The organism is Streptomyces sp. NPDC040545, from assembly GCF_055595065.1.
Window position 1 is genome coordinate 176,082 of record NZ_JBVIWA010000015.1, and the last position, 24,531, is coordinate 200,612.

At 70.5% G+C, this 24,531-nt stretch carries 25 protein-coding genes and 1 rRNA gene; 14 read left to right on the forward strand and 12 right to left on the reverse strand.

The genetic code is table 11. The features are described from left to right. Positions 1-77: 77 nt before the first annotated feature. The 4 genes from pstS (at position 78) to pstB (ending at position 4,221) form a co-directional block, all read left to right on the forward strand. Complete coding sequence (gene pstS, locus ACZ573_RS26645; RefSeq protein ID WP_189734845.1) at positions 78-1,214, forward strand: phosphate ABC transporter substrate-binding protein PstS; 1,137 nt, start codon at positions 78-80, stop codon at positions 1,212-1,214. A 129-nt stretch (positions 1,215-1,343) separates the two neighbouring features. Further along, positions 1,344-2,333: a phosphate ABC transporter permease subunit PstC gene (pstC, locus tag ACZ573_RS26650; RefSeq protein ID WP_471308401.1), complete on the forward strand. Its 990-nt coding sequence runs from the start codon at positions 1,344-1,346 to the stop codon at positions 2,331-2,333. After that, the gene (pstA, locus tag ACZ573_RS26655) at positions 2,333-3,415 is read left to right on the forward strand and encodes a phosphate ABC transporter permease PstA (RefSeq protein WP_471308404.1); all 1,083 of its coding nucleotides are present in this window, start codon (positions 2,333-2,335) and stop codon (positions 3,413-3,415) included. The genes pstC and pstA overlap by 1 nt, the downstream gene beginning before the upstream one ends. 29 nt (positions 3,416-3,444) lie before the next feature. Further along, positions 3,445-4,221 carry a phosphate ABC transporter ATP-binding protein PstB gene (gene pstB / locus ACZ573_RS26660; RefSeq protein WP_030728551.1) on the forward strand — a complete coding sequence of 259 codons (777 nt, stop codon included), beginning with the start codon at positions 3,445-3,447 and terminating at the stop codon, positions 4,219-4,221. Positions 4,222-4,364: 143 nt separating this feature from the next. On the opposite strand, the gene ACZ573_RS26665 is transcribed toward pstB, so the two are convergent. Together ACZ573_RS26665 and ACZ573_RS26670 are read right to left on the reverse strand one after the other, a co-directional pair. Next, the gene (locus tag ACZ573_RS26665) at positions 4,365-5,363 is read right to left on the reverse strand and encodes an inorganic phosphate transporter (RefSeq protein WP_301369575.1); all 999 of its coding nucleotides are present in this window, start codon (positions 5,361-5,363) and stop codon (positions 4,365-4,367) included. 5 nt (positions 5,364-5,368) lie between these two features. After that, positions 5,369-5,989, reverse strand: a complete 621-nt coding sequence (locus ACZ573_RS26670) for a DUF47 domain-containing protein (RefSeq protein ID WP_008742369.1) — start codon at positions 5,987-5,989, stop codon at positions 5,369-5,371. A gap of 207 nt (positions 5,990-6,196) precedes the next feature. Here ACZ573_RS26670 and ACZ573_RS26675 point away from each other — a divergent pair, with 207 nt between their 5' ends. Then, positions 6,197-6,511: a metal-sensitive transcriptional regulator gene (locus ACZ573_RS26675; RefSeq protein ID WP_030009310.1), complete on the forward strand. Its 315-nt coding sequence runs from the start codon at positions 6,197-6,199 to the stop codon at positions 6,509-6,511. A gap of 121 nt (positions 6,512-6,632) precedes the next feature. On the opposite strand, the gene ACZ573_RS26680 is transcribed toward ACZ573_RS26675, so the two are convergent. Both ACZ573_RS26680 and ACZ573_RS26685 read right to left on the reverse strand, forming a co-directional pair. Next, a complete protein-coding gene (locus ACZ573_RS26680) occupies positions 6,633-6,818 on the reverse strand; it encodes a hypothetical protein (RefSeq protein ID WP_373045639.1) in 186 nt (61 codons plus the stop codon). Between the two features lie 138 nt (positions 6,819-6,956). After that, the gene (locus tag ACZ573_RS26685) at positions 6,957-7,790 is read right to left on the reverse strand and encodes an SCO4651 family lipoprotein (RefSeq protein ID WP_471308409.1); all 834 of its coding nucleotides are present in this window, start codon (positions 7,788-7,790) and stop codon (positions 6,957-6,959) included. A 414-nt stretch (positions 7,791-8,204) separates the two neighbouring features. Here ACZ573_RS26685 and ACZ573_RS26690 point away from each other — a divergent pair, with 414 nt between their 5' ends. After that, positions 8,205-8,417: a hypothetical protein gene (locus ACZ573_RS26690; protein WP_471308412.1), complete on the forward strand. Its 213-nt coding sequence runs from the start codon at positions 8,205-8,207 to the stop codon at positions 8,415-8,417. Next, complete coding sequence (locus ACZ573_RS26695; protein ID WP_471308414.1) at positions 8,417-8,560, forward strand: hypothetical protein; 144 nt, start codon at positions 8,417-8,419, stop codon at positions 8,558-8,560. The genes ACZ573_RS26690 and ACZ573_RS26695 overlap by 1 nt, the downstream gene beginning before the upstream one ends. Positions 8,561-8,591: 31 nt before the next feature. Here ACZ573_RS26695 and ACZ573_RS26700 read toward each other — a convergent pair whose 3' ends face one another. The 5 genes from ACZ573_RS26700 to ACZ573_RS26720 all read right to left on the reverse strand — a co-directional run bounded on the left by ACZ573_RS26700 (position 8,592) and on the right by ACZ573_RS26720 (position 13,847). Next, positions 8,592-9,320, reverse strand: coding sequence for a phosphatase PAP2 family protein (locus ACZ573_RS26700; protein ID WP_471308417.1), 729 nt, complete (start codon positions 9,318-9,320; stop codon positions 8,592-8,594). A gap of 205 nt (positions 9,321-9,525) precedes the next feature. Next, positions 9,526-10,533 carry a C40 family peptidase gene (locus ACZ573_RS26705; RefSeq protein WP_471308466.1) on the reverse strand — a complete coding sequence of 336 codons (1,008 nt, stop codon included), beginning with the start codon at positions 10,531-10,533 and terminating at the stop codon, positions 9,526-9,528. A 76-nt stretch (positions 10,534-10,609) separates the two neighbouring features. Then, entirely contained in the window at positions 10,610-12,310 is a 1,701-nt protein-coding gene (locus ACZ573_RS26710; RefSeq protein WP_471308419.1) for a serine/threonine-protein kinase, read from the reverse strand. A 61-nt stretch (positions 12,311-12,371) separates the two neighbouring features. Continuing rightward, positions 12,372-13,175, reverse strand: a complete 804-nt coding sequence (locus ACZ573_RS26715) for a thioesterase family protein (protein WP_471308422.1) — start codon at positions 13,173-13,175, stop codon at positions 12,372-12,374. Positions 13,176-13,238: 63 nt separating this feature from the next. Next, positions 13,239-13,847, reverse strand: a complete 609-nt coding sequence (locus ACZ573_RS26720; protein WP_189973185.1) for a LysE family translocator — start codon at positions 13,845-13,847, stop codon at positions 13,239-13,241. 65 nt (positions 13,848-13,912) lie between these two features. On the opposite strand from ACZ573_RS26720, the gene ACZ573_RS26725 reads away from it, so the two are divergent. Beyond that, positions 13,913-14,755: a pentapeptide repeat-containing protein gene (locus ACZ573_RS26725; RefSeq protein WP_471308425.1), complete on the forward strand. Its 843-nt coding sequence runs from the start codon at positions 13,913-13,915 to the stop codon at positions 14,753-14,755. Between the two features lie 170 nt (positions 14,756-14,925). Here the strand turns inward: ACZ573_RS26725 and ACZ573_RS26730 are convergent, their stop codons facing one another. Further along, the gene (locus tag ACZ573_RS26730) at positions 14,926-16,080 is read right to left on the reverse strand and encodes an alpha/beta fold hydrolase (RefSeq protein WP_471308428.1); all 1,155 of its coding nucleotides are present in this window, start codon (positions 16,078-16,080) and stop codon (positions 14,926-14,928) included. Between the two features lie 410 nt (positions 16,081-16,490). Between ACZ573_RS26730 and ACZ573_RS26735 the strand changes: the two genes are divergently transcribed. From ACZ573_RS26735 to ACZ573_RS26760, 6 genes are all read left to right on the forward strand, one after another. Continuing rightward, positions 16,491-16,799 carry a hypothetical protein gene (locus tag ACZ573_RS26735; protein WP_008742356.1) on the forward strand — a complete coding sequence of 103 codons (309 nt, stop codon included), beginning with the start codon at positions 16,491-16,493 and terminating at the stop codon, positions 16,797-16,799. 102 nt (positions 16,800-16,901) lie between these two features. After that, positions 16,902-17,735: a DUF8175 domain-containg protein gene (locus ACZ573_RS26740; protein ID WP_471308430.1), complete on the forward strand. Its 834-nt coding sequence runs from the start codon at positions 16,902-16,904 to the stop codon at positions 17,733-17,735. Next, entirely contained in the window at positions 17,725-19,047 is a 1,323-nt protein-coding gene (locus ACZ573_RS26745) for a hypothetical protein (RefSeq protein ID WP_471308433.1), read from the forward strand. The genes ACZ573_RS26740 and ACZ573_RS26745 overlap by 11 nt, the downstream gene beginning before the upstream one ends. Next, positions 19,044-20,606, forward strand: a complete 1,563-nt coding sequence (locus ACZ573_RS26750) for an SCO6880 family protein (RefSeq protein ID WP_471308435.1) — start codon at positions 19,044-19,046, stop codon at positions 20,604-20,606. The genes ACZ573_RS26745 and ACZ573_RS26750 overlap by 4 nt, the downstream gene beginning before the upstream one ends. Before the next feature lie 19 nt (positions 20,607-20,625). Beyond that, entirely contained in the window at positions 20,626-22,041 is a 1,416-nt protein-coding gene (locus tag ACZ573_RS26755) for an ATP-binding protein (RefSeq protein ID WP_301369563.1), read from the forward strand. A gap of 2 nt (positions 22,042-22,043) precedes the next feature. Next, positions 22,044-23,663: a type VI secretion protein gene (locus ACZ573_RS26760; protein ID WP_471308438.1), complete on the forward strand. Its 1,620-nt coding sequence runs from the start codon at positions 22,044-22,046 to the stop codon at positions 23,661-23,663. Positions 23,664-23,757: 94 nt separating this feature from the next. Here ACZ573_RS26760 and ACZ573_RS26765 read toward each other — a convergent pair whose 3' ends face one another. Together ACZ573_RS26765 and rrf are read right to left on the reverse strand one after the other, a co-directional pair. Continuing rightward, on the reverse strand, positions 23,758-24,330 hold the full coding sequence (locus ACZ573_RS26765) for a GNAT family N-acetyltransferase (RefSeq protein WP_471308443.1): 573 nt from the start codon (positions 24,328-24,330) through the stop codon (positions 23,758-23,760). Between the two features lie 131 nt (positions 24,331-24,461). Next, positions 24,462-24,531 (reverse strand): 5S ribosomal RNA (gene rrf / locus ACZ573_RS26770); the annotation flags it as partial.

Below are 24,531 nucleotides of genomic sequence, written 5' to 3' on the forward strand. Positions count from 1 at the left end.
CACAACCGACGTAGTCCTCTTCGCACGCCGCCCCGATACAGAAAGCGGCCGGCGGCTTCTGGAAGGAACACCCGAAAGTGAAGCTTCAGCGCAAGAACATGCTTCGTGCCTCCGCCCTCGGGGCGCTTGTCGTGTCCGGCGCCCTGGTCCTCACGGCGTGCGGCTCGGACGACAACACCAAGACCGCCGACGGCTCGGCGAAGCCCTCCGCGGCCGCCGCGGGCGACATCAAGTGCGACGACGCCAAGGGCAAGCTCCTGGCCTCCGGCTCCTCCGCGCAGAAGAACGCGATCGAGTTGTGGATCAAGAACTACATGGCCGCCTGCTCCGGCGTAGAGGTGAACTACAAGTCCTCCTCCTCCGGTGAGGGCATCGTCGCCTTCAACCAGGGCACGGTCGGTTTCGCCGGCTCCGACTCCGCGCTGAAGCCGGAGCAGGTCGAGGAGTCGAAGAAGATCTGCACCGGTGGCCAGGGCATCGACCTCCCGATGGTCGGCGGCCCCATCGCCCTCGGCTTCAACGTCGCCGGCGTGGACAAGCTGAACCTCGACGCCGCCACGGTCGCCAACATCTTCAACGACAAGATCAAGAAGTGGGACGACGAGGCGATCAAGAAGCTGAACCCCGGCGTCACGCTTCCCTCCACCGCCATCCAGGCCTTCCACCGCTCCGACGACTCGGGCACCACCGAGAACCTCACCAAGTACCTCAAGGCCACCGCGGGCGACGCCTGGCCGTACGAGGCCGCGAAGAAGTGGGCCGCCCCGGGCGGTCAGTCGGCCTCCGGCTCCTCCAGCGTGGCCGCCCAGGTCAAGCAGGTCGACGGCGCGATCGGCTACTTCGAGCTCTCCTTCGCCAGCTCGCAGAACATCAAGACCGTCGACCTGAACACGGGTGCCTCCGCCCCGGTCAAGGCCAGCGGTGAGAACGCCTCCAAGGCCATCGCCGCCGCCAAGGTCGCCGGCACCGGCTCCGACCTGGCCCTCAAGCTCGACTACACCACCAAGGCCGAGGGCGCCTACCCGCTCGTCCTGGTGACCTACGAGGTCGTCTGCGACAAGGGCAACAAGGCCGAGACGCTCCCGACCGTGAAGTCCTTCCTGAACTACGCCGCCTCGGACGCGGGCCAGAAGGTCCTCCTCGAGAACGGCTACGCGCCGATCCCGGCCGAGATCAACACCAAGGTCCGCGAGGTCATCAACACCCTCGGCTAAATCCTGACCTCCGAGGTGTCGGCCACCCCCGTCCGGGCAGCCGACACCTCGGGGACCCTTCCCCTCCACCCGGGGGAATCCGGTGCACCGCCGCCAGGGGGCCTGCCCCCCACACAGACCGGAAAGATCATGGCTTCCACCTCACCCACCCAGATAGACACGGCTCCGCCTGTCACCCGTAGCGGAGGATCCACCGGTCGCGCCGGTGACAAGATCTTCGCCGGGCTCTCCAAGGGCTCCGGCATCCTGCTCCTGGTGATCATGGCGTCGATCGCCGCCTTCCTCACCTACCGCGCCTCGATCGCCCTGTCGAAGAACGAGGGGAACTTCCTCACCACCTTCGACTGGAACGCGTCGGCCAACCCGCCCGTCTTCGGCATCGCCGTCCTGCTCTTCGGCACCGTCGTCAGCTCGATCGTCGCGATGGCCATCGCCGTCCCGATCGCTGTCGGCATCGCCCTGTTCATCTCGCACTACGCGCCGCGCAAGCTGGCCGCCCCCCTCGCCTACGTGGTCGACCTGCTGGCCGCCGTGCCGTCGATCATCTACGGCATCTGGGGCGCCCTCTTCCTCGTCCCGCAGCTGAACGGCCTGAACCTCTGGCTGGACGAGTACCTCGGCTGGACGTACGTGTTCGAGAAGACCCAGATCGGCGTCGCCCGCTCGCTCTTCACCGTCGGCATCCTGCTCGCGATCATGATCCTGCCGATCGTGACCAGCGTCAGCCGTGAGGTCTTCCTCCAGGTCCCGCGCATGAACGAGGAGGCCGCACTGGCCCTCGGCGCGACCCGCTGGGAGGTCATCCGCATGTCGGTGCTGCCCTTCGGCCGCTCCGGCGTCATCTCCGCCTCGATGCTCGGCCTCGGCCGCGCGCTCGGCGAGACCATGGCCGTCGCGACCGTCCTCTCTCCGAGCTTCCTGATCTCCGGCCACATCCTGAACCCGGGCGGCGGCACCTTCGCGCAGAACATCGCCGCGAAGTTCGACGAGGCCAACGAGTTCGGCCGCGACGCGCTGATCGCCTCCGGTCTCGTCCTCTTCCTGCTCACCCTGCTGGTCAACGGTGCAGCTCGCCTGATCATCGCTCGCCGCAAGGACTTCTCGGGGGCGAACGCCTGATGAGCCACGCAATCCAGGACCAGCGGCCCACCCGGGCCCGCAAGTCCGCCGCCCCCGCCGGCCTCACCCGCGGCGGCCTGCCCCGCTGGGCGCCGGCCGCCATCGCGGCCCTGTCGATCGCCCTCGGCTGCGGCATCGGCCTCGCCTTCGGCCTCCAGAGCAAGATCCAGTGGGGTCTGCTCGCGGCACTGCTCTTCATCGCCGTCACGTACACCGCCAGCGCGGTGATCGAGAACCGCCGCCAGGCCAAGGACCGCGTCGCGACCTCCCTCGTGTGGGTCTGCTTCGTCCTCGCGGTCATCCCGCTGCTCTCGCTGATGTGGACCACGATCAGCCGCGGCCTGAAGCTCCTGAGCGGCACCTTCCTCAGCCACTCCATGAACGGCGTGACCAGCTTCGACGAGGGCGGCGGCGTCTACCACGCCCTGCTCGGCACCATCGAGCAGGTCGCCCTCGCCACGCTGATCGCGGCCCCCATCGGCCTGCTGACCGCCGTCTACCTGGTCGAGTACGGCAAGGGCCGCCTCGCCAAGTCCGTCACCTTTTTCGTCGACGTCATGACCGGCATCCCCTCCATCGTCGCGGGCCTGTTCATCCTGACGACCTGGAACCTGATGCTCGGCTTCGGCCCGTCCGGCTTCGCCGGCGCCATGGCCCTGTCGATCCTAATGATGCCGGTCGTGGTCCGCTCCACCGAGGAGATGCTCAAGCTCGTCCCGAACGAGCTGCGCGAGGCCGCCCTCGCCCTCGGTGTGCCGAAGTGGCGCGTGATCCTCAAGGTCGTGCTCCCGACCGCCATCGGCGGTATCTCCACCGGTGTGATGCTGGCCGTCGCCCGCATCGCCGGCGAGACCGCCCCGATCATGCTGCTGGTCTTCGGCTCCCAGCTGATCAACGGCAACCCCTTCGAAGGCGCCCAGTCCTCGCTCCCGCTCTACATTTGGGAGCAGTACAAGGTCGGCAGTGAAGCCTCCTACGACCGGGCATGGGCAGCAGCGCTCGTCCTGATCGCCTTCGTCATGATCCTCAATCTGGTGGCCCGCGGCATCGCCCGCTGGAAGGCCCCGAAGACCGGTCGCTGACGCGACTTATGAAAGCGAAGTGACCCCTCATGGCGAAGCGAATCGACGTCTCCGGACTGTCCGCCTTCTACGGCACCCACAAGGCCATCGATGACATCTCGATGACCGTGGAGCCCCGCTCCGTGACGGCCTTCATCGGCCCCTCCGGCTGCGGCAAGTCCACCTTCCTGCGCACCCTGAACCGCATGCACGAGGTCACCCCCGGCGGCCGCGTCGAGGGCAAGGTCCTGCTGGACGACGAGAACCTGTACGGCACCGGCGTGGACCCCGTCGCGGTCCGCCGCACCGTCGGCATGGTCTTCCAGCGCCCGAACCCCTTCCCCACCATGTCGATCTTCGACAACGTGGCGGCGGGCCTGCGGCTCAACGGCAACTTCAAGAAGTCCGAGCTCACGGACATAGTCGAGAAGTCGCTCCAGGGCGCCAACCTCTGGAACGAGGTCAAGGACCGCCTGAACAAGCCCGGCTCCGGCCTCTCCGGCGGCCAGCAGCAGCGTCTGTGCATCGCCCGCGCCATCGCGGTCGAGCCCCAGGTCCTGCTGATGGACGAGCCCTGCTCCGCCCTGGACCCGATCTCCACCCTGGCGATCGAGGACCTGATCGGCGAGCTCAAGGAGCGCTTCACGATCGTCATCGTGACGCACAACATGCAGCAGGCGGCCCGCGTCTCGGACCGCACCGCCTTCTTCAACCTCTCGGCCGTCGGCCAGCCCGGCAAGCTCATCGAGCTCGACGACACGGACCGGATCTTCTCGAACCCGTCCGTCCAGGCGACCGAGGACTACATCTCGGGTCGCTTCGGCTAAACCGGGACCAGACGTCCTGCGGTGCTGCATGGCGGTGCCACCGCAAGGCGAAAGAAAGAAAAGGGCCGGCTCCCCCTGGGTGGGGGGAGCCGGCCCGCTTTCGTCCATGGACCCGTGGACCCGGGGACCTATCGACTCGTGTCCTACACGAACGCCAGGTCCACGATCCAGAAGCTCAGCGCCGCGACCAGCGCCGCGGCCGGCATCGTGATGAACCAGCCCAGGATGATGTTCTTGGCGACGCCCCAGCGGACTGCGTTCACGCGCTTGGTCGCGCCCACACCCATGATCGCCGAAGTGATCACGTGGGTGGTGGAGATCGGCGCGTGGAAGAGGTACGCCGAACCGAACATGATCGAGGCACCCGTGGTCTCCGCCGCGAAGCCCTGCGGCGGGTCCAGCTCGATGATCTTGCGGCCGAGCGTACGCATGATGCGCCAGCCACCCGCGTACGTACCCAGCGACAGCATCACGGCACACACGACCTTGACCCAGACCGGGATCGGCGCGTCGGCGCTCTGCACATCGGCGATGACCAGGGCCATCACGACGATGCCCATGGTCTTCTGCGCGTCCTGCAGACCGTGTCCGAGCGCCATCGCGGCCGCCGAGACCGTCTGCGCGATACGGAAGCCGTGCTTCGCCTTGTGCGGGTTGGACCGGCGGAACATCCACAGGATGGCCACCATCACCAGGTAACCGACGACCAGGCCGACGACCGGCGAGACGAACATCGGGATGACGACCTTGTCGAGGACCCCCGACCAGATCACCTCCGTACCGCCGGCCAGCGCCGCGCCCACCATGCCGCCGAACAGCGCGTGCGAGGAGGACGAGGGCAGCCCGAAGTACCAGGTGATCAGGTTCCAGACGATCGCGCCGACCAGCGCCGCGAACAGGATCCACATGCCCGTGGCGCCCGTGGGCGTCTCGATCAGGCCCTGGCTGACCGTCTTGGCCACACCGCTGCCCAGGAAGGCACCGGCGAGGTTCATCACGGCCGCCATCGCCAGCGCCGCGCGCGGGGTCAGCGCCCGCGTCGAGACGGACGTCGCGATCGCGTTCGCCGAGTCGTGGAAACCGTTCGTATACGTGAAGCCGAGCGCGACACCGATGGTCACGACCAGAGCAAAGGTGTCCACGAGGCTCAGGACTCCTTGACCGCGATGGTCTCCACCGTGTTCGCAACGTGCTCGAACGCGTCGGCCGCCTCTTCGAGCACGTCGACGATCTGCTTGAGCTTCAGCACCTCGATGGCGTCGTACTTGCCGTTGAAGAGCTGGGCGAGCAGCTTGCGGTGGATCTGGTCGGCCTGGTTCTCGAGGCGGTTGACCTCGATCCAGTACTCGGTCAGGTTGTCCATCGTCCGCAGGTGCGGCATGGCCTCGGCGGTCAGCTCGGCCGCGCGCGCCAGCACCTCGATCTGCTGCTCGACACCCTTGGGGAGCTCCTCCACGTTGTAGAGGACGACGAGGTCGACGGCCTCCTCCATGAAGTCCATGATGTCGTCGAGCGACGAGGCCAGGTTGTAGATGTCCTCGCGGTCGAAGGGCGTGATGAAGGAGGAGTTCAGCTGGTGGAAGATCGCGTGAGTGGCGTCGTCCCCCGCGTGCTCCGCTGCCCGCATCCGCTCCGCGATCTCGGCCCGGGCGGAGGAGTCCGCTCCGAGCAGTTCCATCAGGAGCTTGGAGCCCGTGACGATGTTGTCCGCGGATGCGGCGAACATGTCGTAGAAGCTCGTCTCCCTGGGGGTCAGACGAAATCGCACGTGAGGTCCTCGGGGTGCATTGGATTCGGTCAGGCTGATGCTAGGCGCATCCCCCGGCCACGGCTAACCGGCCGTTCCACAGTGTCCTCCATCGGGCAGAGTGGGGACCACGGACCCCCTGCCCAGGACGGCGGGGCCCAGTACCCTATACCCATGAGGGGTATGCATAGCGCATGCACCCCCTCGTTCCGGACCACGGGAGGACGTATGACGACCATCGAGGCGGAGGGCTCCGGAGCCGTCCACGGCTATCACCACCAGAAGGACGAGCACCTCAAGCGGCTGCGCCGGATCGAGGGCCAGATCCGCGGCCTCCAGCGGCTCGTCGACGAGGACGTCTACTGCATCGACATACTCACCCAGGTCTCGGCGAGCACGAAGGCACTGCAGTCCTTCGCGCTCCAGCTGCTGGAGGAACACCTGCGGCACTGCGTCGCCGACGCCGCGGTCAAGGGCGGCACCGAGATCGACGCGAAGGTCGAGGAAGCCACCAAGGCCATCGCCCGCCTCCTGCGCACCTGACCCGCAGCCAAGCCCCGCACCTCCCAGCCCCGCCGGCGTTTGAGGCGCACCCTCAGCCCCGCCGGCGTTTGAGGCGCGGGGTCGGGGGCAGAGCCCCAGCAGCGGCGCGGCAGGCGAACGGCTACTGCCCGAGCAGGACCTCGTCGATACGGTCCAGGCTGAGCCTCTCCTCGGCGGCCGCCGACGCGGCGATGATCAGCTCACCACACAGCTCGATCTCGGCGAGAGCAACGTGGTCCTGCACCGTCGTACCGCCTGCGGGAGTCACGCGTGTCACCTCAATCTGCCACCGGCCACCGGCCGTCATCGGTCATACCGCACCGCACCACGCGCCGGCGCCCGGCTTCTCAGCGTAGGGAGGCCGTGCCGTCCCCCGCATGACACGGATGGACCATTTCCGGATACCGGGCCATGGCCCGATCGCGCCGCCCTTCCCCTGCCCGCCTCACTGGTCGGAGATCTTCCCGGCGTAAATGTCCCCACTTGCGGGCAATACGACGGTCACCGGCGTCCCGAACCCGTACAGCAGCGTGGTCGACGACACATCGATCACGCCATTGTTGACGTACGTGAACCGGTGTCTGACCTTCCGCAGGCGCCCCTCCTCGTCCAGGTAGGCGTCGAACGGCACCGTGTCCGTGCTGAACCCTTTCGCCGCCGCCTGGAGCGCCCCCCGCAACTCCGGTGACGCGCTCCCCGCGGCCCGCCCGATGTCGGTGGTCCCCCGGTAGTGCCGCACCTTGGTACCCGCCACCTCGGTCTCCCCCACGTACGTCACCTCCTGCGCGCCCCGCAGCAGCTCGGCCGCGACCAGCGGATCGGTAGCCCCGCCCGTGACCAGGTTCCCGTCGTTCAGGGCCGTCGTGTCGACCCGGACCCACTTGTCGTCCGGGACGCCCGCGCCGCGGTTCTTCATGTAGAGCGCGCCCGGCACGAGCAGCTCGGTGATGGGCCGGTGCTCGGCCTTGCCCTTCACGTCGGCCGGGAGCATCACGATGAGCTGGCCCATCCGCTTCTTGAAGTCCACGCCGCCCTCGCCGCGGATCGTGACCCGGGTGCCGCCCGTGGCCATCTCCATGGCCGTACGGGCCCGCGCACTGCCGGTCCTCGCCAGTGCGTCGGCGGCCCCGCGGACCACCGCCGCCGGGTCCGGCGGAGGCCGGCCGTCGCTCACGTCGCCCGCGCACCCGGCCATCGTCGTGACGGCCAGGGTGACGCCGGCGGCGAGCACCGCCTCACCCGCACGCCCGCGCGGCCGCCTGTGCTGGTGATCCACCATCGCCTGCCAACCCCCAACGCATGACCGCTGCTTGCCCGAGGCCCCCACCCGCTCCGTTTAACGAGGTCCGGGGTTTCCCGTCACGGGGGCGCGCCCTCCCCGCGCGCCACCCGCCCCGGTACCGTGGTCCTGTGGAACCGCACACCGAAGCGAGACTGGTCCTTCCGCTTGACTCCCTGCCGCTCCCGCGGCCGCACGCGCGGCCGGAGCCGCCGGCCGGCCACACCACATCCACCGCCGATCGCGGATCGTTCTGCCTGGCCGTCTGCACGTGCGGCTGGAGCGGTCCCGCCCGCCGCTCCCGTGACCTGGCACGCAGAGACGCGGCCCGCCACCCGCAGCCGTAGCCGGGCGGGGTAGGCCGTTCGGACCGCCCGGCTGGCCGGGGCGGTCCGCAGCGGATGCCCTTGATCCATGCCAGGTTCCGCAGCCCGCTTCGCGACCCTTCTCCGGGCCCTGCTCATCGTGTCCGCCCCGGCCGCCGCGGCCTGGGCCGGACCCGTGGGCGCGGCGGACAGCCCGGCGGGCGTGGCCCCGGCCATCGGACGCACCTCGGCCGCGGCCGGGGCGACCGGCTGGTGGCTGCGCTCCCGGTACCGCCGCGGCACCGACGGCGGTGATCCCTGATGCCGCGGACCCGGCCCCGGACCCGGTCCCGGTCCCGTACGCGCTCCCGGCCGAAGGCGGTGCGGATGTGCTTCGGGGCGGCGCTGCTGTGCCTGCTGGCGGCCGTACTGCTCGCCGTATGGAATGCGTACGCGCAGGGCTGATCCCGGCCCCGCACCGCCACCGGTGCCGGTGTCAGGCGGCGAGGTCGCTCTCGTGCGTACGCTGCCCCGCGGGCGGGGTCTGTGCCTGCGGGAGGCCGACCGGCCGGGGCAGCGCGGCGTTCTTGGCCCGTACGAGCCGGCCTCCGCGCCGCGAGCGGGCCACCGCCCGCACCAACGGGGTCAGCGCCGCCATGGCGAGAGGCGCGAGCACGAGCACCACCGCGGTGCCGAGGGCGAGGCCGCCGATGACGTCGGTCGGGTAGTGGATCCCCATGTAGACCCGGCACAGGCCCTCGGCGAAGGCCAGCCCGATCCCCAGGAGGCCGAACTTCCGGTTCGCCACGAACAGGCCTGCGCCCAGGGCCATCGCGAGGGTGGTGTGGCCGCTGACGAAGGAGAACTCGGTGCGCCCGAGCCCCCAGCCGAAGGCGGGGTCGAGCACGTGCAGGCCCTCGTGCTGGCGGAACGGCCGCGGCCGCCCCACGAATTCACGCAGCGGCACATTCACGAGCAGCGCCAGCCCGGCGGCCAGCGGGGCCCAGACGAGCGCGGCGACGGACTCGACGGCGGCGGCCTCGTCCTGGCGGCGGGCGCCGCGCCAGCACCACAGGACCAGGAGCACCAGGGCCAGCAGGATCCCGTACTCACCGGCCAGGCTCACGACCCGGTCGAGCCACCCCGGAGCGTGCCGGGCGGCCCCGTTGATCTCGTACAGCAGGCTGACATCCACGTTCGGCCCACCTGTTGTGAGTCCAGCCATGGTGATGCGGCCCCTTGCCCTTGCCGTGGTTCCCCTGTGGGACGCACCCCTGTGTGCGCCCCTCCGCCCCCCACTTGATCAACCCCCGCGCCCATGGAACGCCCGTTCTGGCTCCTGCGTTCCATTCTCCACGCAATGATCACTCCAACGTTATCGAAGAGTGACCCATCGTCGCAGCTCAGGGCCTTTGCATTACGGAGAGTTGCTATGCCGCGCGGGCGGCGCCGGACCGCTCCGGAAGGGCCTCCGCACCGTCCTTGGTCACGCGCGTCGCACCGAAGTAGTCCGGGGTGTCGATCTTGTCGAACCGGATCACGGCACCGGTGTAAGGGGCGTTGATCATGTATCCGCCGCCCACATAGAGACCGACGTGCCGGATCTCCCGAGAGTTCGTCAGATCATCGGAGAAGAAGACGAGGTCACCGGGCAGGAGTTGATCGCGCGAAGGGTGCGCCCCGGCGTTGTACTGGTCGTTCGCCACGCGCGGCAACTCGATCCCGACGGTCTCGTACGCGGCCTTGGTCAACCCGGAACAGTCGAACCGCCCGTCCTGATCGGGCGTCCCGTTGCCACCCCACAGATACGGCGTCCCGAGCTGCTTCTGCGCGAAGTAGATGGCCCCGGCGGCCTGTTGCGAGGGCGCCACCCGCCCGACGGGCCGCTCGAAACTCTTGGCCAGCGTGGTGATGGCCTTCACGTACCCCTGGGTCTCCTTGTACGGGGGCACTCCGCCGTACTTGATGACCGCGTACGCGCCCGCGTTGTAGGCCGCGAGCATGTTCGACGCATCGTCCCCGGGCACGCTCGCCACGTCCTTGGCCAGCTCGCAGTCGTACGAGGCAGCCGACGGGATCGCGTCGTTCGGGTCCCAGATGTCCCGGTCCCCGTCCCCGTCCCCGTCGATACCGTGGCCCGCCCACGTGCCCGGAATGAACTGCGCGATACCGCGCGCGTCCGCCGGACTCACGGCACTCGGGTTCCAGCCGCTCTCGGAGTACAGCTGAGCGGCGAGCAGGGCCGGGTTGATGGCCGGGCAGAGATCGCCCCACTTCTCCACCAGTGCCTGGTACTTGGCGGGTACGGCCCCCTTCGCCAGCCCCACCGTGCGGGCACCCGCACCGGACCCCACGAGGCCTGCCGCCGCCGAGTACGTCCCCACGACGAGGAGCGCCACGAACGCCAGACACAGCCCGATACCGATCCCGCCGACCATCCAGAATCTGCGCACGCGTCAACCCTCCCCCATCGCCGTCACTTCAACGAGCGATTCGGCCGTGTCGCATGTCCTACTACCCCACTCGGAAGCCCGAACAGGCGATGCTCGCGTACTTCGTAGGATCATCTTCGACGTGGTAGAAGACCACCGTCCAGTCCCCAGGGTCGGCGGACAGGGGCACAGCGGGCCACGTCTTGCCCGCGGCGTGCATCGTGAAGTCGTCCGGGTAAGTGAGTGTCACGTCGCCACCCGACTTCGCATGCGTGTAGATGTCGACGGGCTTGCTCGTGTAGCCGACAGCCCGGTTGTCCATGGGGAAGGGCTTGCCCGTGGACGGCTCGATGTCGTGGGGGGACTTGACCGCCACGGACACGTAGTAGGGATCCGGCGCGGACTGGGCCATCTCCGCGTATTTGATCCGCATCTTGACGGACGCGGTCCTGCCCGGCTTCCCGTTGACGCTGGTGGTCGACACGGCCGACTGGAAGCCGGCGCCCGGAGACTTCTCCTCGGCCGGCTGATTGCACTGGCCGACGCCCTGAACGGCCAGGTCCAGGTCGGGAGAGCCGGTCCACACGTAGCGCGAGATCTGGTTGTTGTCGATGTATTCGGCCGGTGGCTTGGACGCATGCTGGGAACTGGTGGCCGCGGGTGACTGCCCGCCCTGCGCCGCGGGCGGCGTGGCCGTGGCGCCGCCACCGTTGCCGCCACTTCCACTTCCGCTTCCGCTGCCACTGCCACTGCCGTCGAACGGGATCAGCTTCCAGGCCGTCAGGGAGAGCGCCACCGCCACGGCCACCCCCGCACCGACCATGGCGCCGCGCCGCAGCCCCGCACCCCGCCCGGCCCGCGGCGCCTGATCGACCGCCGTCGGAACGTACGGGCGCCCCGGCCCCTGCGTGCGCATCTCATGCACCGGCACGGCCTCACCCAGCGCACCCAACCCGAGGTACACCGGATCGTCGACCAGCGCGTCCCGGACCCCGCACCGGGCGATGACCTCGCGCAGGCCCGGCCGCACCGCCGGATCCTTCGCCACGCAGGCCTCGATCAGCCCCGCCAGCCCCGGCTCCACCCCGGCCACGTCGACCGGCTCGTGCACCGCCCGGTAGCTCACCGTCGCCGCCACACCCGTACCGAACGGCGGCCGCCCCGTCGCCGCGTACGCGAGCGTCGCGCCCAGCGCGAAGATGTCCGCCGCGGCCCCGGCCTCCGCACCCAGCAGCACCTCCGGCGCCGTGTACCCCGGCGTCCCCGGGGCCTGCCCGTCCTGGGTGAGAGCCGTCTCGCCCACGCCCCGCGCGATGCCGAAGTCGATGAGCTGCGGCCCCTGCGCGCCCAGGATGACGTTCTGCGGCTTGAGGTCCCGGTGCGTCACCCCGTACGCGTGCACGCTCGCCAGCCCCTCCGCGAGGGCCGCGAACAGCCGCCGGCAGGTGTCCGCGGGCAAACCACCGCGCTCCGCCACCGCATGACCGAGCGTCGGGCCCGCCACGTACTCGGTCGCCAGCCAGTACGGCGCCGCCGCCAGCGAGGCGTCGATCAGGTTCGCCGTGTACGCCGACCGCACCGCACGCACGGTCTCGGCCTCACGCCGGAACCGGGCCAGCGCCTCCGGATGCCCGGTGATCTCCTCCCGGATCACCTTCACGGCGACCAGGCGCCCACCGGGCGACCGCCCGAGGTACACCTGCCCCATCCCCCCGGCACCGAGCCGGGCCAACAGCGCATGCGCCCCGATCTGCGCGGGGTCGACGTCTCTCAGGGCCTCCACCGGCACGAGCCTGCCACACCGACTCCCGCGCCACGGACCCGGGTTGACGCGAAGAGAAGGTCTAGGAACGCGGCGCCACGAAAAGGCTCTGCGCGCTCCGTCCGATGGGCCCCTTCTCGTCGTGCAGCCGCGCGTCCGCGAGCCCGATCCCGGCCGCGTCCACACTCGTACGGGCCTGGACGCACGCCCACTCGCCCACCGGATGGCGGTGCAGATGGACGGTCAGGTCACCGTTGATGAAGACGTACCGCCCGAAGTCCATCACCGAGCTGATCCCGTTCCCCGAGTCGGCGGCGATCAGCACCCGGTCCAGCGGCCTGGTCTCCTCCCCGGCGACGAGCGGCACCTTCATCCGCATCCAGCAGGTGCCGGGGCCCAGTTCGACGAAGGCGCCCTCGGTGAACCGGGTCTCCATGGCCGAGTGGTAGCCGGTCTCCCACGGCACCGGGAAGAACGGCGTCACCTCCACCTCCCCGGGCGGCGGCAGCTGTGGCCCCGGGACCACGGCCGGCACGGCCTCCTGCGCGACCCGGATCCGCAGGGCCCGCGCCAGCATCACGGGCGCGCCGCCCGCCGGCGCCAGGGCCGCCTCGACCACCTCGGTCCCGCGGCCGGCCCGCAGCACACTGGTGGTGATCTCCAGCTCGCCGATCGGCACCGGCCGCAGGATCTCGTACGTGATCCGGGCGATCCGCATGTCCGTACGCGCGCCCGGCCGCTCCTCGACGGCCCGCCCGAGCAGCGCGGCCGGCGGCCCGGCGTGCTGGGAGCCCGGGTCCCACGGCCCCCGCGTGTACTCGGTGGCCAGGAACCGCCCGGCGTCGACCCTCTCGAAGAATCCCTCGTACCCCTCGCCAGCACCCATGCCGACCACGCTACCGACAGGTAACCCCGGCCACCAGCCCCTGGGATCCCCTCGGCGATCGCCTCAGCGGGCGAACCCCAGCCCCACCCCCAGCCCCACCAGCACCGACCCGATGGCCCGGTTCAGCGCCTTCTGCGCCTTCAGCATCCGGTCGCGCAGCCGCGAGACGGAGAAGAACAGCGCGACCGCCCCGAACCAGCCCAGGTGCGCCGCCGACATGAACAGCCCGTAGCCCGCCTGCTGCCACACCGGGGTCTCCGGGTTCACCACCTGCGTGAAGGTCGACACCACGAACAGCGTCGTCTTCGGATTGAGCACATTGGTCAGGAAGCCCGACCGCATCGCCCCCAGCCGGGTCAGCTGCGGCTTCGACTCCAGGTCCACGGTCACCTCGGCCCGCGCCCGGAAGGTGCGTATCCCGATCCACACCAGATAGGCCGCGCCCGCCAGCTTGATCGCGGTGAACAGCGCGGTGGACGAGGCGATCAGCAGACCGACCCCGAGCATCGTGTAGGAGACGTGGACCAGCACGCCGGCCGCGACCCCCGCGGCGGCGAACAGCCCGGTGGGGCGCCCGTAGAGATAGCTGTTGCGGACCACCATGGCGAAGTCGGCACCGGGACTGATCACGGCGAGGAGCGTAATAACGGCGACTGCGATCACTTCTGTCATACGGCGATGCTCACCGCCACCGCCCCGTGGATCAAGACCCCGGGCACCCGGCACGACGGGGGACAATGGACGGCGTGCCGAACCACCCCGCCGCCTCCGACCTCCCCGCGCTCCCCGTCCTGCAGGCCGACTGCGCGAACTGCTTCGCGCTCTGCTGCGTTGCGCTGCCCTTCGCCAAGTCCAACGACTTCGCCATGAACAAGCCCGCCGGAACCCCCTGCAAGAACCTCCAGCAGGACTTCCGCTGCGGCATTCACACCCGGCTGCGCGACAAGGGCTTCCAGGGCTGCACCGTCTTCGACTGCTTCGGCGCGGGGCAGCAGGTCTCCCAGGTCACCTTCGGCGGCCGCGACTGGCGCACCCACCCCGGCACGTCCCGCCAGATGTTCGAGGTCTTCCCGGTACTGCGGCAGCTCCACGAACTGCTCTTCTACGTGAGCCAGGCCCTGACCCTCCCCGCCGCCGCCCCGGTCCACGCGGACCTGCGCCGGGCCCTGGCGGAGACCGAGGAATGGACCCGCGCCGACGCGCAGGCCCTGGCCGACCTGGACGTCGGCCCCCTCCGCCAGCAGATCAACACCCTGCTCCTGAAGACCAGCGAACTCGTCCGGGCGAAGGTGCCGGGCCGCAAGAAGAACCACCGCGGCACCGACCTGATGGGCGCCCGCCTCTCCGGAGCCGACCTGCGCGGCGCAAACCTCCGCGGCGCCTACTTGATCGCCGCCGACCTCTCCCGAGCCGACCTCCGCACGGCGGACCTGATCGGCGCGGACCTCCGCGACACCAATCTCCGCGGGGCGGACCTCCGCGACGCCATCTTCCTCACCCAACCCCAGCTGAACGCGGCCCAGGGCGACCCCACCACCCGAATCCCCCCTACCCTCACCCGCCCCACCCACTGGACCTGACCCCCGCCCTTCCATCCCCGCCCGGCCTCCCCCAGCCCCGCCGGCGCTTGAGGCGCGGGGTCCGGGGCGGAGCCCCGCTCTCCCAGCCCCGCCGGCATTTGAGGCGCGGGGTCCGGGGCGGAGCCCCAGCAACGGCGCCGCACCTGCCCCGCCCCCCGCCGCCCGCACCGTCACACCCGCGCCAAAAACCCCCGCACGGCAGCGAAGTACCCCTCCGGGTCCCCGACCCGCACCGCATGCCCCGCCGGCAACTCCACCAACCGCACCCCCGCCCTGCGCACCGTCATCTCCCGCGCATGCTCCGCCGACAGCACCCCGCTCCGGTCCCCCCGCACGAGCAGCGTCGGCTTCCGCACCCCCAGCCAGTCCCCCCAGTGGTCCCCGTTCAGCCCCCGCTGGGACTCCACCATGTCCTCCACCTCGAACGCCGTCCCCCACCCGTCCGGGTACTCCTGCAAGGACCCCTCCAGGTGCGGCGCCGAGCTCCCCACCCCCGCCAGGAACCCGGCCCGGGTCGCGGCCCGTCTCGGCCACTCCCGCGCGAACGTCAGGTCGCCGTCGACCACCGCCCCGATGTCCTCGACCACCACCGCCCGCACCAGATCCGGCCGCCGCGCCGCGAGCTGGTACGCGTTGACCCCGCCCAGCGAATGCCCCAGCACCACCGCCGGCCCCAGCCCCAGCTGCTCCAGCAGGGCCGCCGCATCCGCCACGTACCCGTCCCGCGTGTACTCCGCCGCCCGGTCGGACCTCCCGTGCCCCCGCTGGTCCAGGGCGATCACCCGCCACGCCGGACCCAGCTCCCGCGCCAGGCGCTCGAAGGCCCCCACCCCCTCCGCGAAGTGCCCGTGCAGCGCCAGCAGCGGCGCCCCCGGCCCCCCGAAGTCCGTATAGGCGAGCCGCCGCCCGTCCTGCCTCACCATCACCCCAGGCAACGGGCCCAGCTTGTCGATGACCCGCTGCCGCAGCAGCTGGTACTCCTCCCACCGCCTGCGCAACCGCCCGCCCGGCCGCTTGACGACCCGCCCCGGCGTGACCGTCTCCCCCCGCCGGAACTGCTCCCGCGTCAGATCGATCCGGATACCCCCGGGCAGCAGGTTCCACCAGTGGTAGCCCTCCTGCCGGCCGTCGTGGAACACCTCGCCCAGCATCAGGTCCCCGCCCACCAGGTCCTGCACCACGAGGGCGGTGATGTCACAGTGCCCCCAGCCCGGATTCTCCGGAGTCCAGGGGATCTTCGTGATGTCGGAGGGCTCACAGGTCTCGGCCGACCATCCCGCCCGGATGGCCGCCTCGAGGTCCGCGAGAGTCCATGGAGTCGTCATGCTCCCCAGCCTGCCGCACCCCACTGACAACCCGGCCGACAGCTCCACCGCCACGCCCCTGCGCACCGATGAAACGACGGGAAGAGGATCGGACACATGTCGGCGGGCCGGCCCAACGACACGCCACGCCGCTGCTCCGAACGGCGGCCCCTCACCTCACCCCCCGTACGCCGAGACGACAATCATTGCCCGGCGTCACCCCTCGTGATACACAGAGTGACCACATGTTCTCGCGCGTACACACCGCCCCTGCCCAGGTCAGAGCGCGGAAGCGGAGCGCGGGCCGCGAGATCGGGTAAAGAGAGCCGTCAAGTCGACGACGGCGGCGGTTTCATCAGCGAAGATAGTGCGTAACCCCTGCCATCGGGCAAGGGGCTTCCGGAACTACCCATACAGGGGCGGTGAGTTACATGATCCTGGCAGCCGAAAAGGGCGACATCACCACCATCATCGGCGGAATCGCCCCGAACTGGGGGCCTTTCGGCAGTCTCGGCAACGAAGCGAAGGTCATGATCGAGGTGGTCATGGCCGTCGCGATCCTGCTCTGCCTGGGCATCGCCATCTGGGGGGCGGCCAAACAGCGCATCGGAGCGACCGCCCTGCGCGACACGTTCAGCGCGGAACAGGGCAAGGGCCTGATCGTGGCCGGGCTGACCGGAGTCTTCATCATCGGCTCCCTCGGGACGCTGTTCACGATCGTCTACGGGATGGCCGTCTAGCCGGGTCACGCGCCGGGCCCCGTAGCTGATGACGCATCACCACACCACATCCACGCGGGAACCAGCGCTACCGTCGTACGACGCGGAGGGGGCGGACAGGCAATGAGCAACGACGACCAGTACGGCGGCGCCGGCGGCTACGGCGAGGTCGGCGGCACCGGCCAGACCCGCACCCGCCTCCCGGACGCCCCGGCCGACCCCTACGGCCCCACCCGCCGCACCCCGCGCACCTCCCGCAGCCTGATCACCGTGGTCGGCGTGGTGGTCCTCCTGATCGCGGCCATCGCCTTCGCCAACTCGGCCCCCGACACCAGGTCCGACCCCGCCTCGGACAAACCCCCGACGGACTCCTCCACGGCGGCCACGGGCACGGACCCGGTGACGGGCAAATCGGCAGGCATCCCCAAGGGCTTCGCCCACGACGAACAGGGAGCCCAGTCGGCCGCCGCGAACTTCGCGGTGGCACTGGGTTCTGACGGCATGTTCAAGAAGAACAGCCGGCACACCTTGGTGGACGGCATCTACGCACCCGACGTGGCATCCCGCCTGAAGGGCCCGCAGGACGAGGCCTACTCGGCCGACTTCCTCGCGAAGCTGGGGCTCGATGCCAACGGCAACGCCCCGCAGGGCAGCACCTTCGTCACCCGTACCGTCCCGATCGGCACCCGCGTGGAGAGCTACACGCCGACCACGGCCAAGATCGCCGTCTGGTACACCGGTCTGATCGGCATGTCCGGCCCCAAGTCCACCGACCCGGTGCGGACTCTCTGGAAGACCTGGACCTTCGAACTGAGCTGGATCGGCGAGGGCTGGAGAGTCATCGACGACACCCAGCAGGACGGGCCCGCCCCCGTACCCGGCGATGTCCCCGTGTCGACGTCGGACGACATGAGCAAGGCCATCAAGGAATTCGGGGGATTCACCTATGCCCGCTAGCCTCCGGCTCCCCGCCCGGCTGGGCCTGATCGCCTCCGCCCACCTCGCCGTCGTAGCCATGGCGTCAGCCGCCCACGCCGCTCCCGTGCCGGCGCCGACACCGACCGCCACACCCCAGGCGACCGCTGACCCCTGCGCACTGCTCGACGGCCCCTCCAAGCAGTACTGCCAGAGCGGAACGGGCACATCCGGCGGCACCCCTGGGACGGGACTTGCGCCCAGCGACGGCGGAGACGCCCTCAACCCCCTCGCCTCCCTCGCCCGCGGCTGCGCCGACGCCGCCGCCTGGATCGTCACCAAGCTCAGCGAAGCGGTAAAGGGCTCGGCCGAGGTCGACTTCACCAACCCCGCCTTCCTCAAGCAGTACTCCGTCGTCTTCGCCGCCTCCACCATCCTCACCCTCGTCCTCTGGCTCTTCGCCGTCGCCAAGCGCGCCGTCCGCGGCGTCCCCCTCACCACCGCCATGTCCGAAGCCATCGGCTTCCTCTGGCTCACCGTCCTCGCCTCCGCCTTCACCCCCCTCATCCTCTACACCGTCGTCTCAGCCACCGACGGCGTCACCGAGGTCATCGCCTCCGCCACCGGCGGCCAGACCGACGTCTTCTTCGGCTCCTTCTCCGAAGCCCTCAAGAAGGGCGACGACATCGGCGGCGGCCCGATCATGCTGATCGTCGTCGCGCTCGTCACCGTCCTCGCCGCCGGCGTGCTCTACCTGGAGCTGTTCATCCGGGCCGCCCTCCTCTACGTCGGCGCCCTCCTCGGCGTCGTCGTCTACTCCGGACTCGTCGACCGCAACCTCTGGGGCCACGTCCGCCGCTGGGCCGGCATCATGATCGCCGTCATCCTCGTGAAGCCGGTCATCGTCATCGTCCTCGGCCTCGCCGGAGCCCTGACCGGCGAAAAGGGCCCGAACGCCTTCTCCGCCGTCGTCACCGGCCTCGCCATCATCCTCCTGGCGATCTTCGCCTCCGCGATGATCTACCGCTTCGTCCCCGGCTTCGGCGACGAGATCGCCTCCGCCCGCTCCAACCGCAGCAAGGCCACCGACGGCGCCCAGGCCGCCGCCGTCATCAGCTCCCCGGCGTCCCTCGTCTCGCAGGGCATCAAGACCCACAGCAGCCGCGGCGCCCACCGTGGCGGCGACGGCGGCGGCAACCACGCGCCCCGCCCCGCCAACCCCCTCTCCGGAGGCGTGGCCGCCCACAGCAGCCGCCCCACCTCCGGCGGCGGAGGCGGCGGATCCGTCCCCTCCGCCGCACCCGCACCCCGCACGAGTTCGAGCACGAGGAACACAGGAGGTGACGGGCGTTGACGACCCAGTCCCACCAGATGCACCCGGTCGCGCCCCGCCGCACGTATCTCATCGGCCGGGCCCGGCCGAACGCGATCGTCGGCAAGAACCGCGAGACCGGAGAGATCGCCCTGATCATCGCCGGGGCGTTCTTCGGCATGATGAGCGGACTGCTCGTCCCCGACCTCACCCTGCGCATCGTCAGCCTCGCCGGCTTCCCCATGATCGCGCTCGCCGCCGTGTACGTCCCGTACAAGGGCCGCACCTTCTACCGCTGGTTCGAGATCAGCCGCAGCTACAAGCGGACCCTGCGCCGCGGTACGACCTACCGCTCCGGCGCCATGGAAGCCGGCATCCGCGGCTCCGACGGCCGCGAGGTCGAGGTCGGCCCGCCCCCCGGCATCGGCCGCATCAACTGGCTCGCCGCCCCCTTCGGCCCCGACGAGATCGCCGTCCTCCTGCACGCGGACCGCCGCACCGTCACCGCCGCCATCGAGATCGAAGGCCCCGGCGTCGGCCTGCGCGACAGCGAGGACCAGGAAGCCCTCGTCGACCGCTTCGGCACCCTCCTCAAGCACGTGGCCAACGGCGACGGCTTCGTCACCCGCCTCCAGATGCTCGCCCGCACCCTCCCCGCCGACCCCGACGCGCACGCCAAGGACGTGGCCCAGCGCGGCGACACCCAGGCCCCCGGCTGGCTCCGCGACTCCTACGACCAGCTCCAGTCGATGGTGTCCACCTCCTCCGAGCAGCACCGCGCGTACCTCGTCGCCTGCATGCACTACACGCGCGATCTCGCCGCCGAGGCCAACGCCATCGCCCGCGCCGGCACCCCCCACAAGGGCCGCAAGCTCGACCGCGACGCCGGCCTCGCCATCGTCATGGCCCGCGAGCTCACCGACATCTGCGCCCGCCTCGCCGAGGCCGACATCCGCGTCCGCCAGCCGCTGGGCCAGGGCCGCCTCTCCTCCCTCGTGCACTCCATGTACGACCCGGACCACCCCATCGACCACATCCAGGCCATGACCAAGCGCAACGCCTGGCCCGCCGAGCTCGACGCCGTGGAGCCCACCTTCCTCCAGGCCAAGACCCGCGAGTCCTCCACCCGCGCCCCCTGGTGCCACGCCACCGCCTGGGTCAAGGAGTGGCCGATGACCCCCGTCGGCGTCAACTTCCTCGCCCCGCTGCTCGTCCACACCCCCGACGTGATCCGTACGGTCGCCGTCACCATGGACCTGGAGCCCACCGAGGTCGCCATCGAGCGCATGCTCACCGAGAAGACCAACGACGAGGCCGACGCCTCCCGCGCCGCCAAGATGAACCGGACCGTCGACCCCCGGGACATCGCCGCGCACGGCCGGCTCGACCAAAGAGGTGAAGATCTCGCCAGCGGTGCGGCGGGAGTCAACCTCGTCGGGTACATCACGGTGTCCTCACGTTCACCGGAGGCCCTCGCCCGCGACAAGCGGACGATCCGCGCCTCCGCCGGCAAGTCCTACCTGAAGCTGGAATGGTGCGACCGCGAGCACCACCGCGCCTTCGTCAACACCTTGCCGTTCGCCACCGGCATCCGACGCTAGCTGGAGGGAAGTGCCGCCCATGCGAGATCCCATGTCCGCCCTGACGGACGCCTTCACCAGCTTCCTCTTCGGCAAAGTCGAAACCACGCGCCTGCCCGTCCGCACCTCCACCGGGCAGGCGCAAGCCGTCTACCTGCCCACCGCCGCCCCCGGACTCGGCGACTCCGGCGTCATCATCGGCCGCGAGGTCTACAGCGGCAAGGGGTACATCTACGACCCCTTCCAGCTGTACGGCCAGCAGCTCCCGGCCCCCCACTGGCTGGTCCTCGGCGAATCCGGAAACGGAAAGTCAGCCCTCGAAAAGACCTACGTCCTGCGCCAGCTCCGCTTCAAGGACCGCCAGGTCGTCGTCCTCGACGCCCAGGGCGAGGACGGCGTCGGCGAGTGGAACCTGATCGCCCAGCAGCTGGGGATAACCCCCATCCGCCTGGATCCGATCGCCGCCAACGACGACGGCATCCGCCTCAACCCCCTCGACCCGGCGATCACCGCGACCGGGCAGCTCGCCCTGCTCCGGACCATCATCGAGGTGGCCATGGGCCACGGCCTCGACGAACGCGCCGGCTTCGCCCTCAAGGTCGCGCACGCCTACGTGGTGGACACCATCACCACCCGCCAGCCGGTCCTGACCGACATCGTCGAGCAACTGCGCCACCCCGAGCCCGAATCCGCCCTCGCCATGAACGTCGACATAGACGATGTCCGGGCCTGGGGCCTCGACGTCGCGCTCGTCATCGACCGCCTCGTCGACGGCGACCTGCGCGGCATGTTCGACGGCCCCACCACCGTCGGCATCGACCTCGACGCCCCGCTGATCGTCTTCGACCTCTCCCACATCGACCGCAACTCCATCGCCATGCCGATCCTCATGGCGATCGTCGGCGTCTGGCTGGAGCACACCTGGATCCGCCCCGACCGGAAGAAGCGCATCTTCCTGGTCGAGGAGGCCTGGCACATCATCAACAGCCCCTTCGTGGCCCAGCTGTTCCAGCGCCTGCTGAAGTTCGGCCGCCGCCTCGGCCTATCCTTCGTCGCCGTCGTCCACCACCTCTCCGACGTCGTCGACGGCGCCGCCGCACGCGAAGCCGCGGCCATCCTCAAGATGGCCTCGACCAGAACCATCTACGCCCAGAAGGCGGACGAGGCCCGGGCCACCGGCCGCGTACTCGGCCTGCCCCGCTGGGCCGTGGAAATCATCCCGACCCTCACCCCCGGCATCGCGGTCTGGGACGTCAACGGCAACGTCCAGGTGGTCAAACACCTGATCACCGAAGCCGAACGCCCCCTCGTCTTCACCGACCGCGCCATGACCGAGTCCTCCACCCCGACCCGCCTCCCCGCCGACATGCTCGCCGCCGAACTGGAGGCGGAGGAAAGGGCCCTGTCCATCGAACGCCGCCGCGGCGGCCCCGGATCCGCGACCACGGTGGCCTGACCATGCACGAGGCACGACGTACGGAGCCCCCCGCACGCGGCGGCGGCATCCCGGACGGCCTGCTGGTCGGCCTCCTGGCCTTCCTCCTGGGCCTCGCCGTCCTCGTCTGGTCGGCCACCGGCCTCGCGGCCGTACTCGCGCACGGCACCTGGCCCGGCACCGTCACCTTCACCCGGACCCCGGGGGCCGTCCGCGCCCTGATAGCGCAACCGCACGACATCCCGGCCGCCTGGCCGGACACCGACCCCGCGGCCCTGTCGGGCTGGGGACTCTTCTGGGGCCTGTTCGTCGGCCAGCTCCTGGTGATGTTCGTACTCACCGTCTTCGCCATCGGCGTGATCGCCCGCACCAAGTCCCGCCGCGCCCTGGCCGAACACCCCACAGAGAACCCTCCGGCCCCCACCCCAGCCCCGCCGGCGTTCGAGGCGCAGGGGACCCGGGCCAGCGCCCCCACCCCAGCCCCGCCGGCGTTCGAGGCACAGGGGACCCGGGCCAGCGCCCCCACCCCAGCCCCGCCGGCGTTCGAGGCACAGGGGACCCGGGCCAGCGCCCCCACTCCAGCCCCGCCGGCGTTTGAGGCGCGGGGGTCCGGGGGCAGCGCCCCCGGCAACGGCGCCGCACCCGCGGCCACCGCACCGTCCGACGAGGCCTACCGCTACGGCTTCGGCTACGCCCCCCGGCCGGCAGCAGCCGCAACCACCACCGCACCGGCGACCGGCATCGTCTACGGCGGCCCGAACGACCGCTTCCGCGCCGCCACCCACCGCATCGCCGAGATCGAGGGGGCGGCCCTCATCGTGACCTCCTCCCCTACCCTCTGGGCCGAGACCAAGGACGCCCGCGCCAAACTCGGCCCGGTCCTCCTCTACGACCCCTCCCACCTGTGCGACACCCCGGCCCGCATGCACTGGAACCCGGCGGAGGGCTGCGCCGACCGCGACACCGCCGCCGCCCGCGCGATCGCCCTGCTGGCCCCCGTACGCCCCCAGGCCCGCATGGACGCGGCGGTGGCCGACACCGCGGAAACCCTCCTGCGCAGCTGGCTCCAGGCCGCCGCCCTGGACGACCGCCCGTTCAAGCTGCTCCACCGCTGGGCCCAGGGCAACAACGCCCAGGACCCGGTCCGCGTCCTGCGCACCCACCCCCAGGCCGCCCCCGGCGCGGCCGGCGAACTGGAGAGCGCCCTCACCGCCCACCCCGAACGCCGCGAGCTCGCCCAGAGCCTGACGGCCCGTGCCCTGTCCTGCCTGACCTCGATCCACATCCGCGAGGCCTGCAACCCGAACCGAGCTGATGCCCTCGCCCTGGCATCATTCGTCGCCGAAGGGGGCACCCTCTACCTGGTGGGTGAAGCTCTGGAGGATCCCCGCACCCACCCGGGTGCGATGCCCTTGCTCACCGCACTCGCCTCTCACGTGGTCGAGCACGGCCGCCGCATGGCCGCACGGTCATCCCACGGTCGGCTCGACCCACCACTCTCCCTGGTGCTGGACGACGTGGCCGCCGTGGCCCCGATCCCCCGGCTCCCGGAACTCCTGACCGGCGGAACGCTCCCCCTGCTCGCCCTGTGCCGCAGCCGCGAACAGGCCCGCTCCCGCTGGCCGGAAGCCACCCTCCCCTAGAGGGCGTGCCCGCAGCGCGCAGCGCGTCTTCCACCTGCGGGGATGTGGTCCCCGGCGTGTCCGCACCGCCGTGTGACCGCGACGACGGTCGTGGTCACACGCCCGCGCCGCACCCGGCCGGCCGCGTGTAGACGTACTCCCGCTCCTTGGCACCCGTCTCCAGCGGTATCAGCAGACCGCTCGCCTCGAACCCGTACCGCCGGTAGAAGCTCTCCGCCCTCACGTTGTCCTCGTGCACGAACAACCGCATCCGCTCGGTCACCGGCGCCTCCAGCGACCAGGCCCAGGCGAGGGCGGCGTCGAACAGCCTCTCCACGAGCCCGCTCCCGCGCTGCTCGGGCCGTACGAACACGCCGACCACGTGGCCCTGCTGCTGCTCGATGGGCTCACCGAAGTAGTCGGTGCCCCCCTGCGCCTCGATGAGCACCGTGACGGACCCGACCCACCGCCCGTCAGCGGCCTCGGCGATGAACTGCCGGGCACCCCGCCCCTCGGCAGCCCTCGCGGCACGCTGCTGCCAGTACTCGTCGCGCTGGGCGAGTGCCCCCTCCTCGGTCTCCAGGAAGGCCACGGCCGCGACCGGATCCCGGAGCGCCACCAACCGCAGCTCCTTGACCTTCTCCCACTCGTCGCCCCGTACGGCCCTGATCACATGGTCATCGCTCATGCCGGGGATCTTAACGACGGGAGCACCGCCGGCTCACCTACATTTCCCGGCTCCGTATTCCGGGCCGTGAACGCAGAAAAGCCCCGCACCGAACCCTGAACGGGCTGGTGCGGGGCTTTCCCACAATGATTGTTCGGCGGCGTCCTACTCTCCCACAGGGTCCCCCCTGCAGTACCATCGGCGCTGAAAGGCTTAGCTTCC